At 48.2% G+C, this 14913-nt stretch carries 17 protein-coding genes and 3 pseudogenes; 6 read left to right on the top strand and 14 right to left on the bottom strand.

Annotated features, from left to right (window positions below):
• Positions 1–312 (top strand): annotated as a pseudogene (locus tag O71_RS18040) (hypothetical protein); the annotation flags it as partial.
• 31 nt (positions 313–343) lie between these two features.
• Here O71_RS18040 and O71_RS18035 read toward each other — a convergent pair.
• Positions 344–739, bottom strand: a complete 396-nt coding sequence (locus tag O71_RS18035; RefSeq protein ID WP_007659754.1) for a VOC family protein — start codon at positions 737–739, stop codon at positions 344–346.
• 125 nt (positions 740–864) lie between these two features.
• Between O71_RS18035 and O71_RS18030 the strand changes: the two genes are divergently transcribed.
• A complete protein-coding gene (locus O71_RS18030) occupies positions 865–1710 on the top strand; it encodes a hypothetical protein (protein WP_237717896.1) in 846 nt (281 codons plus the stop codon).
• A gap of 68 nt (positions 1711–1778) precedes the next feature.
• Here O71_RS18030 and lgt read toward each other — a convergent pair whose 3' ends face one another.
• The 6 genes and pseudogenes from lgt to O71_RS18005 form a co-directional block, all read right to left on the bottom strand.
• Positions 1779–2621: a prolipoprotein diacylglyceryl transferase gene (gene lgt / locus O71_RS18025; protein WP_007659751.1), complete on the bottom strand. Its 843-nt coding sequence runs from the start codon at positions 2619–2621 to the stop codon at positions 1779–1781.
• A 171-nt stretch (positions 2622–2792) separates the two neighbouring features.
• Positions 2793–4673 (bottom strand): NAD(+) synthase, encoded by a 1881-nt coding sequence (gene nadE / locus O71_RS18020; protein WP_007659750.1) that lies wholly within the window; start codon positions 4671–4673, stop codon positions 2793–2795.
• A 286-nt stretch (positions 4674–4959) separates the two neighbouring features.
• On the bottom strand, positions 4960–5637 hold the full coding sequence (gene rnc / locus O71_RS18015; RefSeq protein WP_155800996.1) for a ribonuclease III: 678 nt from the start codon (positions 5635–5637) through the stop codon (positions 4960–4962).
• 66 nt (positions 5638–5703) lie between these two features.
• Complete coding sequence (locus tag O71_RS27530) at positions 5704–6261, bottom strand: 3-oxoacyl-ACP synthase (protein ID WP_369750989.1); 558 nt, start codon at positions 6259–6261, stop codon at positions 5704–5706.
• A 12-nt stretch (positions 6262–6273) separates the two neighbouring features.
• Positions 6274–6956: pseudogene (locus O71_RS27525) on the bottom strand (beta-ketoacyl synthase N-terminal-like domain-containing protein); the annotation flags it as partial.
• 62 nt (positions 6957–7018) lie between these two features.
• Positions 7019–7255, bottom strand: a complete 237-nt coding sequence (locus tag O71_RS18005; protein ID WP_007659745.1) for an acyl carrier protein — start codon at positions 7253–7255, stop codon at positions 7019–7021.
• 159 nt (positions 7256–7414) lie between these two features.
• Between O71_RS18005 and O71_RS18000 the strand changes: the two genes are divergently transcribed.
• From O71_RS18000 to pyk, 3 genes are read left to right on the top strand one after another with little or no spacing between them, the layout of a single operon-like run.
• Complete coding sequence (locus O71_RS18000; RefSeq protein ID WP_007659743.1) at positions 7415–7846, top strand: IPExxxVDY family protein; 432 nt, start codon at positions 7415–7417, stop codon at positions 7844–7846.
• A 3-nt stretch (positions 7847–7849) separates the two neighbouring features.
• On the top strand, positions 7850–8368 hold the full coding sequence (locus tag O71_RS27520; RefSeq protein WP_369750987.1) for a pyruvate kinase: 519 nt from the start codon (positions 7850–7852) through the stop codon (positions 8366–8368).
• Positions 8275–9276: a pyruvate kinase gene (pyk, locus tag O71_RS17995; protein ID WP_369750988.1), complete on the top strand. Its 1002-nt coding sequence runs from the start codon at positions 8275–8277 to the stop codon at positions 9274–9276. The genes O71_RS27520 and pyk overlap by 94 nt, the downstream gene beginning before the upstream one ends.
• Positions 9277–9767: 491 nt before the next feature.
• Here pyk and rpsT read toward each other — a convergent pair whose 3' ends face one another.
• The 3 genes from rpsT to O71_RS17980 all read right to left on the bottom strand — a co-directional run bounded on the left by rpsT (position 9768) and on the right by O71_RS17980 (position 11423).
• Positions 9768–10028 (bottom strand): 30S ribosomal protein S20, encoded by a 261-nt coding sequence (gene rpsT / locus O71_RS17990; protein WP_007659742.1) that lies wholly within the window; start codon positions 10026–10028, stop codon positions 9768–9770.
• 508 nt (positions 10029–10536) lie between these two features.
• Complete coding sequence (locus O71_RS17985; RefSeq protein ID WP_237717895.1) at positions 10537–10914, bottom strand: hypothetical protein; 378 nt, start codon at positions 10912–10914, stop codon at positions 10537–10539.
• Between the two features lie 140 nt (positions 10915–11054).
• Positions 11055–11423, bottom strand: a complete 369-nt coding sequence (locus O71_RS17980) for a hypothetical protein (protein WP_007659738.1) — start codon at positions 11421–11423, stop codon at positions 11055–11057.
• A gap of 124 nt (positions 11424–11547) precedes the next feature.
• On the opposite strand from O71_RS17980, the gene O71_RS17975 reads away from it, so the two are divergent.
• Positions 11548–12501, top strand: a complete 954-nt coding sequence (locus O71_RS17975; protein WP_007659737.1) for a YheT family hydrolase — start codon at positions 11548–11550, stop codon at positions 12499–12501.
• Positions 12502–12504: 3 nt separating this feature from the next.
• Here the strand turns inward: O71_RS17975 and rsmG are convergent, their stop codons facing one another.
• The 4 genes and pseudogenes from rsmG to O71_RS24405 form a co-directional block, all read right to left on the bottom strand.
• The gene (gene rsmG, locus O71_RS17970) at positions 12505–13137 is read right to left on the bottom strand and encodes a 16S rRNA (guanine(527)-N(7))-methyltransferase RsmG (RefSeq protein WP_007659735.1); all 633 of its coding nucleotides are present in this window, start codon (positions 13135–13137) and stop codon (positions 12505–12507) included.
• A 78-nt stretch (positions 13138–13215) separates the two neighbouring features.
• Positions 13216–13428: a hypothetical protein gene (locus tag O71_RS17965; RefSeq protein ID WP_007659733.1), complete on the bottom strand. Its 213-nt coding sequence runs from the start codon at positions 13426–13428 to the stop codon at positions 13216–13218.
• Positions 13429–13632: 204 nt separating this feature from the next.
• On the bottom strand, positions 13633–14241 hold the full coding sequence (locus tag O71_RS17960; protein WP_007659731.1) for an RNA polymerase sigma factor: 609 nt from the start codon (positions 14239–14241) through the stop codon (positions 13633–13635).
• Positions 14232–14913, bottom strand: a pseudogene (locus O71_RS24405) (glycosyl transferase family 2); the annotation flags it as partial. The gene O71_RS17960 and the pseudogene O71_RS24405, both read right to left, overlap by 10 nt.

Genomic DNA, 14913 nt, shown 5'->3' with positions numbered 1-14913 from the left:
CACCTTAACTTGAAACATAAGTTTCTGGCACAAGCTAATGAGATGGTATACCCGTTCTATATACTGCACCAGACCGTCATTGTGGCATTGGGATATTACCTGCTGCAAGCAGACTGGAGCATCGGTCTCAAGTTTTCAGTTATCAGCTTAAGCACTTTTATCATTTGCTTTCTGCTAATCAAGTATCTGATCATGCCTTTAAACTGGCTCCGACTACCGTTTGGCATGAAGACAGTCCAAAGAGAAACACCATATCCTGCAGGCTTGCATGCGGAGAAAATCAAAGAGCAAGAGCAACTCGTGCGCAATTAATTGAGTGTTATGACTAGAGAGTATACTACTGCTAGTTCTTTTCCCACATCCCTTCCATCACCACTTCGAGCAGGTGCTGGTCGGGATCTCGGAAGTAGAACGAAAGGTAACCACGCCCCCAGTCATACTCTTGCTCTATTGCTATACCTGCATCCTTAATTTTGCTTTTCCAGCTTTCATATTCTCCCCGGCTTACCTCGAAAGCCAGGTGCAACTGACCAGATCCGAAGTGTGGAGGCAATGTACCACCGAGCTTTGATGCCTCTGGCAGAAAGCAGAGTAATACCGACTCTCCTGCTCTGAAAAATATATGACGGTCTTTCACCTCTCCGATCACAGCCAGCCCCAGCTTACCGTTATAAAACTGGCGGCTGCGCTCCAGATCGGTTACATACAGGCAGGTTTCCTTTATCTTTTTTATTTCCATCTCTTTCTTTGATCAGCATGAATCCGTCTTAAAAACAGGTATTTCCAACTTGTACGCAACCACAGGCTTTTGCTTTCCGTTATATCAAAGCGCTACTTATCTTTTTAAAGAACCCTATGAAGCTCATGTTGAAAATACTTGCCTTTTTTATACCTGCTATGGTGGCCCTGTTTTACTTTTTAGGACGACCAGGTGACAAAGCCACGGATGCCTCAGCTACTGCCGGCAAACTGGTCAGACTGGCCAGACTCCCTTCTCCAGTTAGTGAAAGCTCCGGTGTTGAATTTATACCTGAGCGAAGTGCCTACATCACACACAATGACGCGGGTAACAAGCCACACCTCTATGTTGTTGATCAGAAAGGTAAGCTAGTTGAGACCATTAAGTTGAATTTACCTAATGTGGACTGGGAGGATCTGGCTCGTGACAGCGAAGGAAATATCTACATAGCCGACACAGGCAACAACAATAACAAGCGAAAGGAACTGGCCATCTACAAGCTACAGCTCGACAAGCCTGATCAGATTGAGGCCATTCGCTTCACCTACGAGGACCAGAAGGATTTCCCGCCATCAAAAAAAGACATGAACTACGATGTGGAAGCTATTTTCTGGCAAGGCGGCAGGCTATACCTGGTATCAAAGGACAGAGGTAGAAAACAAACAGCTAAGGTATACGAGCTTCCTGACAGCGGCGGGCAGTACAAAGCCAGACTGCTGGGCAGTCACAAGCTTGGTGTGCCTGTGACCGGCGCAGCCAGCAGCGCTGATGGCAGTACCGTGGCACTCGTAAGCGAAGGAGGACTGCACATCTTCCGCAACGTCAGCAATCCAGGTGCATTTTATGAAGGAGACTATCAGAAAGTGAGCATCAAGGAAGCCGGGCAAACTGAGGCTGTAGCATTTGAAAACGAAAGCACGCTGGTTATTACCAGTGAAGACGGGGGCTTGTTCAGGTATAGCCTTAACTAAGCCGCTATATACTTGTAAAACAAAACGGCCAGCATCGCTGCTGGCCGTTTTGGTATCTTGAATAAAACTTATTTGCGGACTGCTTCTCTTGCTGGCTTCCCGCCAGGTAAGGCAGGTTTCGGGTTACGCCATACTCTGAAAAGTATGAACAGACCGATAATGATCAGCGGGATGCTCAATTGCTGCCCGATGTTCAGCACCATCGTCGCCTCTTTTTCTACCTGTACTTCTTTCAGAAACTCTACCAGGAAGCGGAAAGTGAAAAGGGCCGTTACGAAAATACCGAACAGCAAACCTTTCGGAAGGGCCTCTTTGTATTTCTTCCAGAGCCAGTAGAGAAGCACAAACAGCAGGAATACGCTGAACGACTCGTAAAGCTGCGTAGGGTGGCGTGGTACATGCGAGTATTCGCTCTGACGCACAAAAATAAAGCCCCACGGCAGATCCGTTGGACGACCAAAAATCTCAGAGTTCATCAGGTTACCCAGTCGGATAAGTGCGCCACCTAGCGCCACTACGATCACGATCCGATCCAAAACCCACATGTAATCGAAATTGTGCTTGCGACTGAATAGCCACAGGGCCAGCAAAATACCGATGGTTGCGCCATGACTGGCCAATCCGCCTTCCCATATCTTCAGGATCTCGATCGGGTTGCTCAGGTAATACTCAGGCTGGTAAAACAGGGTATGGCCCAGGCGTGCACCGACTACGGTGCCAATGATCATGTAAAGGGTGATCACGTCCACATCGCCTTCTGTGCGGCCCTCAGCTACATAGATTTTGGTCAGGATGCGTTGTCCGAACACAAAAGCCAGTGCGAACAGGAGTCCGTACCAGCGCACTTCAAAGGAGCCGATAGAAAAGATTGAAGGACTTACATCCCATGTGATATAGTTCAGAATGCTCATATACAAAGGTATGGTTCTGCCAAAGTTACAATAATTCGCAATGCTAAAAAACCGGCACCAGACAGGTACAGGGATATTTATCCACAGGTATAGCCACAAAAGGAGAAGGCATCATCCCACCCCGGTCTTTCAGGTATAAGATGATGCCTTGTATTGATGTTAATGTCCGACCTATTTCAATTTGCCAAGCTCCTCCCTAAAGCCGCCGCTCAGGATCGGATAGCGCAGCCAGCTGCGAGGGTCCAGGTTGTAGTCATCAAGGTGGAAGCCTGGGGCGTAGCGCTCACGTTTCCACTGATTGCGTGACCACAAGGTATAGAACTTGTGCACATATCCCTTGATTGATTTTACTGGCGCTACCTTCTCTTTCTCTAGTTGATCGATTACCTGCTGTGGTGACAGACGGTCGTACCAGGCCAGGCGCTCGATCATGTTCAGGATTTCGTATGGCATCAGGTCCTTTTCATCCGTCTGATTCTCAGACGAAGGGCGCAGTTCGGCCGTAGGCTGCAGGTTATTCACATAGTCCAGTCCGAGGTAGCCGAGTTCCTCCTGCATCCAGATCAGGAACTGACGGATAAAAGCTTTGTCTATACCTGCGATTGGGGAGATACTACCGGCCGTGTCGCCATCCATGGTAGCGTAGCCTACCGCGGCTTCGCTTCGGTTGGAGGTTGCCAGTAGCAAGGCGTTTTTAATATTCGCCAGCATCCAGATGGCAGGGGCACGCACCCGTGCCTGTATGTTCTGCAAGGTCACATCATCCTGCTCCCAGGTCAGCTCCCGCTTCAGGGCACCTTCTATTTTGGAGGTATAGCCGCGCACTTCATCATCGATGGTCCAGTCGTAAAACACTGCCCCGATCGACTCCGCCAGTTCCTTGGCACTGGTATAGGTGGCATCAGAGGAATTGACGGTGCCCTGATACGCACAGGTAAGCATACGTCCTACCAGCTCTTTTACTACATGCTCCTGTGGCAGTGATTCAAAATACTCGGCATCCTGCAGCGAGAACATGCGGGCTTTGGTAACAAAACCAGTCACTCCCAGACTGTCAACACCCCGGCGCACCATTTCGGCCACGGCCACCGCACAGCACGACGAGTCAGCACCGCCGCTCAGCGACAGCACAAAGCCCCGACTGCGACTCTTGCGCATGTAGTCAAACAGCGCTAGGCTCAATGCAGCAATCAGTTCGGCATTCTCATCAATGGGTGGCAGGTACTCGATCGTTTCAGTTATTTCCGGGTTAGGCCCGAAGCATACCTCTGCGCATTCCAGGTCCACGTCTTTGAAGCATAGCAGCTCGTTGCGTCGAATCAACTTACCGTTTTGGGCTATGAGCACCTCCCCATCAAAAATCACACGGCCTGACTCGTTGCCTAGCAGGTTGGCATACAGGTAGGCACATTGATATTTTTGAGAGGCTTCTACTACAAGGCGGTGACGCAGGTCAGTCTTGCTCAGGGCAAAATGACTCGCGCTTGGGTTCAGGATCAGTTGCACACCCTTCGGCATGTGGCGCTCGGCGGGGCGGTTAGTTCGCCAGGCATCCTCGCATATTTCAAAGGCGTATTTCACGCCTTTCTCTTCGTACACGATGTCGCCAATCGGGTAGCGCTTCCCCTTCATTTCAAATTCTTCGACCACGTTTGCCGGCCATGGCGTAAACCAGCGCGGCTCGTAGTGTATGCCATCGCGGGCCAGAAACTGCTTAGCCGTAAAGCCCAGGATCTCTTTGTTTTTGATAACGCAGGCTGTGTTGAAAACATCCTGCCCGATGATCACATGCACACCCAGGCACACGGTCATGTTATCGCACCACTCTTTTACCTGGAGCAGCTTTTCGAATGTTTCTTCAGCAAACCAGGGGTGCAGGAACATATCCTCACAGCCGTAACCAGTAATGCAAAGCTCGGGCAGCAGCAGGATATCCACGTTTCGGGTGCTTGCTTCGATAATAGCTGATCGTATATTAAGGAGGTTGGCTTCCCAGTCGAGTGGGGTCTGATTAAGGGCAGCCCCAGCCAGTATCAGTCTAGTTTCTTCCATAGTGTGTTCTCTAACGCAACAATACGGAAGCAAGTTAAGCTTTGGCAGCCAAATAAAGAACCGTTATACTCTGAACAGGTATAGCCTGTGGCCTGTAGAGCCAGTTCAGGTATAGGTATGGCACAGTGCTGGAACAAATATCAGAAGCCCAGAACTGGGAATGATGCGAAGATGGGCAGTTTCTGTTTGAGCAACAGAGTTAAAGTGAAAGCCGGGTTAGAGAAGGAGGGGCTAAAATGATCGCATTAATTGGCTGCCCCGATATTTTCACTGATAGAAACCAGCCTCAGCTGATATTGAGGACTTCCAACGCCTTTTCGGCAGCAGCCTGGTCAGCTTTCTTTTTGGAGAGCCCTACGCCCACGGCTACCGGTTTGTCATTAAGGAAGATCTCGCATGTAAACTCAGTCGTATTGCCCTGGTTTTTGCGGTTGACGATCTCAAACCGGATATCAGCATTCTGGCTTTGCGCCCACTCGATGAGCTTACTCTTGAAGTTGGAGGTAGTGTTGACCAGTTTGTGCAGGTCTACATGTGGTTTAATGAGTTTCCCCAATATAAACTGACGGGTCGTACTATAGCCCTTGTCCAGGTATATGGCGCCTACCAGTGCCTCCAGCGCATTGCCGTGTACTGATTTATGACGTGAAGTCTGCCCACTTGAAGTGTCTACTTTCACGAGCAGGTTCAACCCAATTTTGATGGCAATATGATTGAGTGACTCACGGTTGACAATCCGTGAGCGCATCTCTGTCATAAAGCCTTCGTCTTCGTAAGGAAATTTCTTGAATAGCAGTTCTGCCACTACCGTTCCGAGTACCGCATCGCCCAAAAACTCCAGTCGCTCATTCGTATCGTGCTTGCTAGCCAGGTTCTGCCGCGCAAAGGACGTGTGTGTGAGCGCCAGTTTGTACAGGCGTATGTTATCCGGCGTGCTGCCAATAATCCCGGAGATGGCGCGCACTAACTCTCTATCCTTGGTAAATAGGCTGTGATAGAAGCGCCGTACCGGTTTTATAGGACCAAACACTTAGTCGATAAATTGACGGAATAAAACGGAAGTATTGTGTCCACCGAAGCCGAACGTGTTGCTGAGCGCTACCCTCACTTCACGCTCCTGCGCTTTGTTAAAGGTAAAGTTCAGACGGTTGTCGAAGCTTTCATCATCCGTAAAGTGGTTGATGGTAGGTGGCACCAGGCTGTTCTTGATAGACATGATAGCCGCGATCGCCTCAATAGCACCAGCCGCGCCCAACAGGTGACCTGTCATGGATTTGGTAGAGCTGATATTGAGCTTATAGGCGTGGTCACCAAACACAGTTTCAATGGCTTTCACTTCGCTGATGTCTCCAAGCGGTGTGGATGTACCATGTACGTTGATGTAGTCTACCTCCTCTGGCTTGATGTTGGCATCGCGCAGCACGTTCTTCATCACGTTCAGCGCGCCCAATCCATCCGGATGCGGAGCTGTAATGTGATACGCGTCTGCAGACATACCGCCACCGATCACCTCGGCATAGATTTTGGCGCCACGGGCTTTGGCATGTTCGTACTCTTCCAGTATAAGAGCCCCCGCACCTTCACCCAACACAAAACCATCGCGGTCTTTGTCGAATGGACGGGAGGCTGTTTCCGGAGAGTCGTTACGCTCTGAAAGGCTTTCAGGGCGTTGAAACCTCCTATACCTGCTTCGGTTACAGCCGCCTCTGAGCCACCTGTTACCACCACGTCAGCCATACCCAAACGGATATAGTTGAAAGAGTCAATGATAGCATTGGTAGCAGATGCACAGGCAGAAACCGTTACGAAGTTAGGTCCACGGAAGCCGTACTTAATGGAAATGTGACCGGCACTGATGTCGGCGATCATCTTCGGGATGAAGAATGGGTTGAATCGCGGGGTACCGTCACCGTTGGCGAAGTTTACGCACTCCTCCTGGAAGGTGCGCAGACCGCCAATACCAGATCCCCAGATCACACCTACGCGGTCGGGGTTATAGTTCCCTTCCACCAGGTTCGCGTCCTGAACCGCCTCGTCAGCCACCACCATGGCGAACTGAGAGAACAGGTCCATCTTACGCGCTTCCTTACGGTCGAAGTAATTTTCAGGAACATATCCTTTTACTTCACAGGCAAACTGGGTCTTAAACTTACTCGCATCAAAGCGTGTAATAGGCGCAGCTCCACTCACACCATTGGCCAGTCCGTTCCAGTATTCTGCAACGTTGTTTCCAAGTGGGGTGAGTGCGCCAAGCCCTGTAACTACAACTCTCTTAAGCTCCATAAGCTGTTAGTAGAGGATAGATAGTAAAAATTACTTAATACAATAAGGTAATCGGGGTTATATTACTTTGCGTGCTCTTCCAGGTAGCTGATAGCCTGACCTACAGTGGCGATGTTTTCAGCCTGGTCATCTGGAATAGAAACGTTGAATTCTTTCTCGAATTCCATGATAAGCTCTACTGTATCCAATGAATCAGCGCCAAGGTCGTTTGTGAAGCTAGCCTCTGGAGTAACTTCTGACTCTTCAACACCAAGCTTATCGATGATGATAGCCTTTACTTTTTCTGCGATTTCTGACATTTTTTCTTATAGTTTATTAAAACACTGTGCAAAGAAATGTAATTAGGCAGACAATGTCAAAAAAAATTGTGGTATTCGGTAAGTGATAAAAGTTTTTGCCTTAAAGGTCGTTTTAGACTTTCATGTTTATAAATTTGCAATTACGCTGATTGTTAGCCCATGAAAACATTGCACCTGGACATTGAGTATGATTTTAGCTTCGCCCTTTTCGGCGTGGTTGCCTCGTGCCGCGATTACAAGATGGCCTGGTCGCTTAATCGCCTTTTGGGTCTTAATCTCACCCGACAGCCGGACTTATGCTACGAAATGACAGACAGGCACAAAATGTACATCTCTCATTTTGAGCACAATGACACCCATAGCACTGTACGCCTTTTCCGTAACAAAGCGCTGGGCACCCTTACCACTAAAAAGCCTTTTATGCTGCCTGATGTGAAAGAGTATGACTATATTCTGCAAATATCAGGTGCGCTGCAGCACTACCTTCACCCCCAGGAGCTGCTACGGAGGCTTCACAACCTCCCCATTATTCAGTACACGAAACAATTTGATCCACTTACACTTAAGTACAAGGAACACTTATTATTCTGATTTATGAAGATACTCTTCAACAAGACAAAAGTACTGGCCACTGTTGGCCCTGCCAGCAATACCTTTGAGCGCCTGTTGGCACTTGTGCAGGAGGGCGTAGATGCTTTCCGCCTCAACTTTTCGCACGGCGAACACGAAGAACACTTACAGGTAATACAGCATATCCGCGAAATCAACCGTCGCTTCAACACCAACATCTGCATCGTACAGGACTTACAGGGCCCTAAGATCCGCATTGGTGAGGTGGAAAACGGTGGCGTAGAGATAAAAGAAGGGCAGCGCATTGTACTACGCTGCGACGGTTCCATTAGCAACCATGAGCACCTTGGCACAAGCTATACCGCGCTGGCCAAAGACGTAAACCCTGGCGACACCATCCTGCTCGACGATGGCAAACTCGAGTTGAAAGTAATCACCACTGACAAAGACTGCCTGGTGGAAGCGGATGTGAAATATGGTGGCGTAGTAAAACCTCGCAAAGGCATCAACCTGCCGGACTCTTCTGTTTCAGCCCTTCGCTGACCGAAAAAGACCTGCGCGACCTGCATTTCGGCCTCGACCACGATGTAGAGTGGGTTGCCCTCTCGTTTGTGCGACGCGTAGAAGATGTGCTGGAGATCAAGCGCATTATTCAGGAGCGAGGAAAGGATACCCGCGTAATTGCTAAAATTGAGAAGCCTGAGGCGATTAAAAATATTGATGCGATCATTGCCGAATCTGACGCCCTGATGGTAGCCCGCGGTGACCTGGGTGTGGAAACAGGTATGGAGCGTGTTCCGATGCTGCAGAAGATGATTGTGGAGAAGTGCAACAAGTCAGCCAAGCCCGTGATCATTGCCACCCAGATGATGGAAAGTATGATCGTAAATCCGAAGCCGACCCGCGCCGAGACGAACGACGTAGCCAACGCCGTGATCGACGGAGCCGACACGCTGATGCTGAGTGCTGAGACAGCAGTTGGTGCTTATCCGGTTGAGACGATTCGCTCTATGAACTTAACGATCAGTGAGGTGGAGCGCCAGGCTGAGATCTTCAACAAGACCTACATATTGAACCCGCACTCCGAGACTTTTTACAACGACAGCCTTGTAGCCAATGCCTGTAACCTTGCCCGCGACACGAACGCACGTGCCGTCATCGGCATGACCAAGTCTGGTTACACAGCTTTCCAGCTGGCTAAGTACCGCACCAGAGCTGATATTTTCATCTTCACAGAGAATGAGCGCCTGCTGAACACGCTAAACCTGGTGTGGGGGGTTCGTGGCTTCTACTACGACAAGTTCGAGTCGACTGACGCCACCATTGAGGATATCAAGCAGATGCTCCTGAAGGCTGGTTACCTCAACAAGGGAGACGTATTCATCAACACGGCGAGTATGCCGATATACGAGCAGAAGCGTACTAACATGATCAAGTTGAGTATAGCTTAGTAGGAGTAAGATTTCATTTTCAGAATCCTGAGGTTGGCATCAACTTCAGGATTTTTTGTTTTTAGGGAGTGGTGTTTGGCAGGGTAGGTTTACCTGGAACAGTTTTCACCAAGCCGACAGGGCTAGTTGGCATGGCGCGAGCGTCCTCGCTCGTGACGGGTATGGTGGGGCCTCTGGCCTATGTATAACGTCGGCAGTTGAGGTATAGCAAACTGATTTATTTCATAGCCAGCGTGCGAGCTAGTTTTTGATGCGCACCAGTATTACGTCACTGCAGGGCTTATATCTTAGACATGATAATAGCAGCAATACCCTGGCGAAAGCTACAGTACCCCCTACCCGACCCCATTACTCAACTCACTAAGACGAAAATACATTCATTAAAAAACGCTGCCTGAAGGTAAAAACTAACCTCCAAACAGCGTTCTTAGAAAACACAAAAAGCCTTACACGGATGTGTAAGGCTTAAAGACTGGTATTCCAGCAAAAACTTAGGCTGCAGCCAGGCCGTTAACGAACTTAGCCAGTTTTGACTTGTTGTTAGCAGCTTTGTTTTTGTGGATGATGTTTTTCTTTGCCAGACGGTCAAGCATAGAAGAAACTGTCTTGTACAGTTCTTGCGCCTCGGCCTGGTCAGTAGTGCCTTTCAGCCTTTTGATGAAAGTACGAGTAGTTTTCGCCTGATATCTGTTACGAAGACGTTTCGCGTCGTTAGATCTGATTCTCTTTAATGCCGACTTGTGATTAGCCATGTTATTTTATACTAATTAAAATTTCGTTGCGTATCCTAAATGAGTTTGCAAAGATATAATCTTAGAAATTAAATTCCAAAACCTCCTCGCTATAAAAAAAGTCTGGTAGGGTATTTATCCCTGTACCGGGAATAATTCAGCTCAACTACCTAAATTAAGATGCTTCAAAATTACACTTTATTCGCCTGAAAACCATGGCATCCCTGCGTTTCTTTCTGCTGACCTCTTTTTTTCTCTTGCTCCCGTAACAAAGAAGACGAACAGACCGCGCCATCACCAGGCAAACCCGATCCTGAAGAACTGGCTATACCTGCTACGCTAGCAAGAAACTTTGTTACACCTCCATAACCCAGTGATCATAGAAGGCATGGCGCTCATAGCATCCTATATGCACGACAGTCGCTTTAGTTCACTACAGGAAGGCAACCCGTGGCCCCCAATAAATAAAAAAGCCTGAGTCCACAGCTATACGCTGCAGCCCCAGGCTTGCTCTTTAACTAAACTCAGCTTAGTTATTATTTCTATCCACGTCTACATCAACGTCCACGTCGCCAAGGCGCTTCTGCACTTTGTCTTCGGTACGCTTCCAACTGGCTTTCACTTCTTCCCACTCTCTCTTGGCTTCATCGTCCCAGGTTTCGCTTCTGGCATCAAGCTCAGCTTCGCGTCTGCTATACTCAGCTCTCATTTCACGCCATTCCTCCTCAGAGGCATCTTCTGCACGTGTTGAGTTTTCATCTACCCACACGGCCATGTCGTTGTACTCACGCTCAGTTTCCACACCGGTTTCATTCATTTCCACCTGTGCTTCATCAATTTCACTGTTCGTTTCAGTGCGTGTTTCAGAGTTGCAAGCAAAGGTAAATGCACTAACTGTTAGCGCCATACCTAGTGTTTTGAGATTCGATTTTATATTCATTTTATAATTATCGTTGTTTCTATAGCCTTATACGGGCTGTGCAACACAAAGAATATAAATATTCAAAGCAATGCATATAACTGTATATCGTTTCTATATATAGTAGTCTATTGTATAGTGTCTCCCCGCTCTGTATCAAACTCTGGCTCGACCTCTGATGCTCTGAAACGTGTTTCAGATCGGCCCACTGTTTCCTGCCATTGGGTTTGCACCTTTTCCCATTCCGCCTTGGTTTGATCGTCCCAGTCGGCGCTACGCTTTTCTATTTCGGTGGCCCTGCGGTTATACTCTGCTTCCATTTCATTCCACTCTTCTTCAGTGGCTGTTTCAGCGCGGGTACTGTTTTCATCTACCCATGCCGAAAACTCCTCTACTTCCCGATTGGCGCTATGCCTCGTTTCGGAAGAACAAGCCATCACGAAGCCCGCCAGCAGGCAGACCAGTAGCCATGTTTTTATATTTTTATTAAACTTCATCGTCTTATGTTCTGTTGGTTTTATAGTAAAGAATACGTAAAAACGGATCGCTTATATGGCGCTACATATAGAAAGGCTGTAATTTTAGCGTTTTCGTACAGATTACAAAATACCCATATACTTAATGCCAATCTTACCGTCACAGCATAAACCCCCATTCTACCTCTTCAACGGGCACATCCAAACCATTGTGCCCAGCTTGTTCAGGCAAGTGGAAGGAGTGACTTACCTCCGCGAACGACTTATCACCCCTGACGATGACTTTATAGATGCGGATTGGTCACGGGTTAAATCCCGGTCGCTGGCTGTGCTCTCGCATGGGCTGGAAGGCGACTCACACCGGCCTTACATTATGGGCATGGTAAAGGCGCTGAATGAATGCGGAGTGGATGCGCTCGCCTGGAACTACCGCAGCTGTAGTGGCGAGCCTAATAAGCTACTCCGCTCCTATCATTTAGGTGCTTCCGACGATCTTGACTTTGTGGTGCGGCATGCCTTAAATATGGGCAATTACGAAACCGTATACCTGATCGGTTTTAGTGCTGGAGGCAACATCAGTCTCAAGTACCTGGGCGAAGATCCGGCACAAGTGCCATCTGAAGTAAAGCGGGCATCCGTCTTTTCGGTGCCTATCGATCTCAAGAGCTCTGCAAAGCGCATCTCCAAGATCTATACCCAACGTTTCTTAAAGTCTCTGGGGCAGAAACTGGAACAGAAAAAGGAAATGTACCCGGATGCCCTTGATCTCAGCAACTACAGTTTGTTCTGGTCCTTCCCCGAGTTTGACGACAAGTATACGGCACCACTCCATGGATTCAAAAATGCTGAGGATTACTACAAACGCTCCAGCAGCAAGCAGTTTCTGAGAAATATACAGGTACCAACGCTACTGGTAAATGCTCAGAACGATCCGTTCCTCACAAAGTCCTGCTTCCCATTTGAAGAGGCAGACGAAAACCCATACTTGTACTTGGAGACACCTGAAGGAGGCGGCCACGTGGGCTTTGCAGAGGATTTCAGGAATGATATTTACTACTCAGAGGCAAGAGCTGTGAAATTCCTGCTAGAGGGAGAGTAGCCGCTACGGCATTGGCACAACCACAACCTTCTTCGTTTCGAAAAACTCCTCTGTGAAGTAATCCTTCAGGTCGTATACCTTCGTGATCAGGCCTGATTCGGCTATTTCTTCCTCCAGGTCGCCGCCTTTGAGGTAATAAATGCCTTTATGAGGTATAGCCTCTTTCTTGAAGCTGTTCATCACCCAGGGGTAGAAGTTGGCCAGACGGGTGACGGCGCGACTCACCACAAAATCGAATTTCTCGCGTACCTGCTCGGCGCGGGTATGGGTAGCGGTTACGTTTTGCAAATGCAGTTCGCGGGCTATCTCCTGTACCACGTGTATCTTCTTACCAATCGAATCTACAAGGTGGAACTTCACTTCCGGAAACATGACCGCCAACGGCAGTCCGGGCAGTCCGCCGCCGGTGCCTACGTCCAGCACATGTGCCTGCGCCGGAAACTGTATCACCTTGGCTATACCTAACGAGTGCAGGATATGGTGCTCCCCGATGTGCTCCATGTCTTTGCGCGAGATCACATTGATCTTCTCATTCCACTCCCGGTACAGCTCGGCCATGCGCTCATATTTTTCGAGCTGATCTTCGGTAAGCTCCGGAAAATAACCTGACAAAAGGATGCGGATGGAAATAGACATGGTTGAGTTTAAGAGTTTAGGAATTTGAGAGTTTAAGAGTTCAAAAGCTGAGAGTTAATCATACAGCTCATTCGCTTTCTAACCCGCTACAAGGTATACTATACCTGCCAATACGGCTACAACTACCACTACGGCCAGGGCCATAAAGAGATCAAAGAGCAGCACCAGACCGGCGTTACGGTATTGGCCTTCGTACTTGCGATGTAGTTCTTGCTCACCCCTTCCCCTGTATCGCAGGTATAGATGAAAACGACCCATTCGTTCCAGTATGGCTTCGCTCAGGTTACGCATCGTCTGTTATGGCAAGGTATAGCTTCTATTCTTTTTTGCCCTGCATTCGCCTCAGGCATCGCAAAAATAGGAAATATGTACGGAATCAGCCTAAAAATAAAGCCCCTGCCGCACAAAGCAACAGGAGCTCTAAAAACGTAATCAATATTTTATGATTGTTAATTGTTGGATCACAACACGATTGTGCTGAAAAACAATAAACAATTAGATCAAGTGCTTCTTATTCTTCACCATGTCATAAAGCAACTCGCGGGCGCGGTGCAGCTGGGCTTTTACGGTGCCAAGTGGAGCGTTCAGTTCAGTGGCGATCTCTTCGTATGACAGTTCGTTGAAGTAACGCAGTGTCACGAGGCGCTGGTACTTTTCGGGCAGTTTGGCCACCACGTACTGCATGATCTCGATTTTCTGGTTCTTAATGGCCTCTTCCTGCGGGTTGAGGTTCTTATCTTTGAAATCGATCGTGATCTCGTCGCCGTTGTCGATCTTGATCGCTGAGTCGATGCTCATCGTCTTGATGCGGTTCTTACGGATAAAGTCGATGCAGTTGTTGGTGGCGATACGGAACAGCCAGGTACTGAAGGCATACTCCGGGTTAAACTTATGCAGGTTGCGAAAAGCTTTGGCAAAAGCCTCTATGGTCAGGTCCTCCGCATCGTCGGCGTTGCGAACCATTTTGAGTACCACGTGATATACCGGCTTCTTATAGATGCTCATCAACTCAGCATAAGCTTTCTCATCGTTTTCTTCAACAGCCGCCTGTATCAGTTTGAAATCGTGTTTCGCTTTTGCGGAGAATTGTTTGTTTACTTCCATCTGATTCGTTTGTTCAATACTACGGATACCCCAAGGAGCAGGTAACTAAAAAAATAGGCAATATCGAGCAGCGGCAACAACGGCAAAGATACCTCTTCGTCAAGTCTGCGAGCTACGCTTACGTAGATCGGGAACACTATCAGATAGCGAATCCCAATGAGCGCAGCCAATATAGTCAAATGGCTATTTAGAACAAGAAGAATAATTACTAGCGTGTAAAAAAGAATATTGGATGAAATAAAAGTTCCTATCCTTCCTTTGTCTGCCGCATTGTACTGCCTGCCGGCGGCCATGTGCCTTCTTTTTTGTATCAGCCATTCCCGAAACGTCTTTTTGGGAATACTGATTGTTTGCCCTTCCTTGCTGATAACAATGCTTGCTTTACTATTGTTGACGGCATCTCTGACAAAAAGATCATCGTCGCCGCCAGTAGTCTTGATATGAGATGCAAACCCCTTGTTCCTAAAGAAACATGACTTAGTATACGATAAGTTTCGGCCAACGCCCATGTAAGCGTGTCCTTTGTTTGCATGAGACAGATACTGAATTGCGGTCAGTAAGGTTTCATATCTGATAAGATGATTGAGAAAACCGCCCAATTTTTTGTAGGGTGAGTAGCCGATCACCAGGTCAGCGCCTGTGCTATAGCCGCTTTGCATTTTCTCGATCCAG

The organism is Pontibacter sp. BAB1700, assembly GCF_000277005.1.
GTDB classification, from domain to species: Bacteria; Bacteroidota; Bacteroidia; order Cytophagales; family Hymenobacteraceae; genus Pontibacter; species Pontibacter lucknowensis.
Note: the sequence above shows the minus strand (reverse complement) of the source record. Positions and strands in the feature narration are given on the sequence as shown.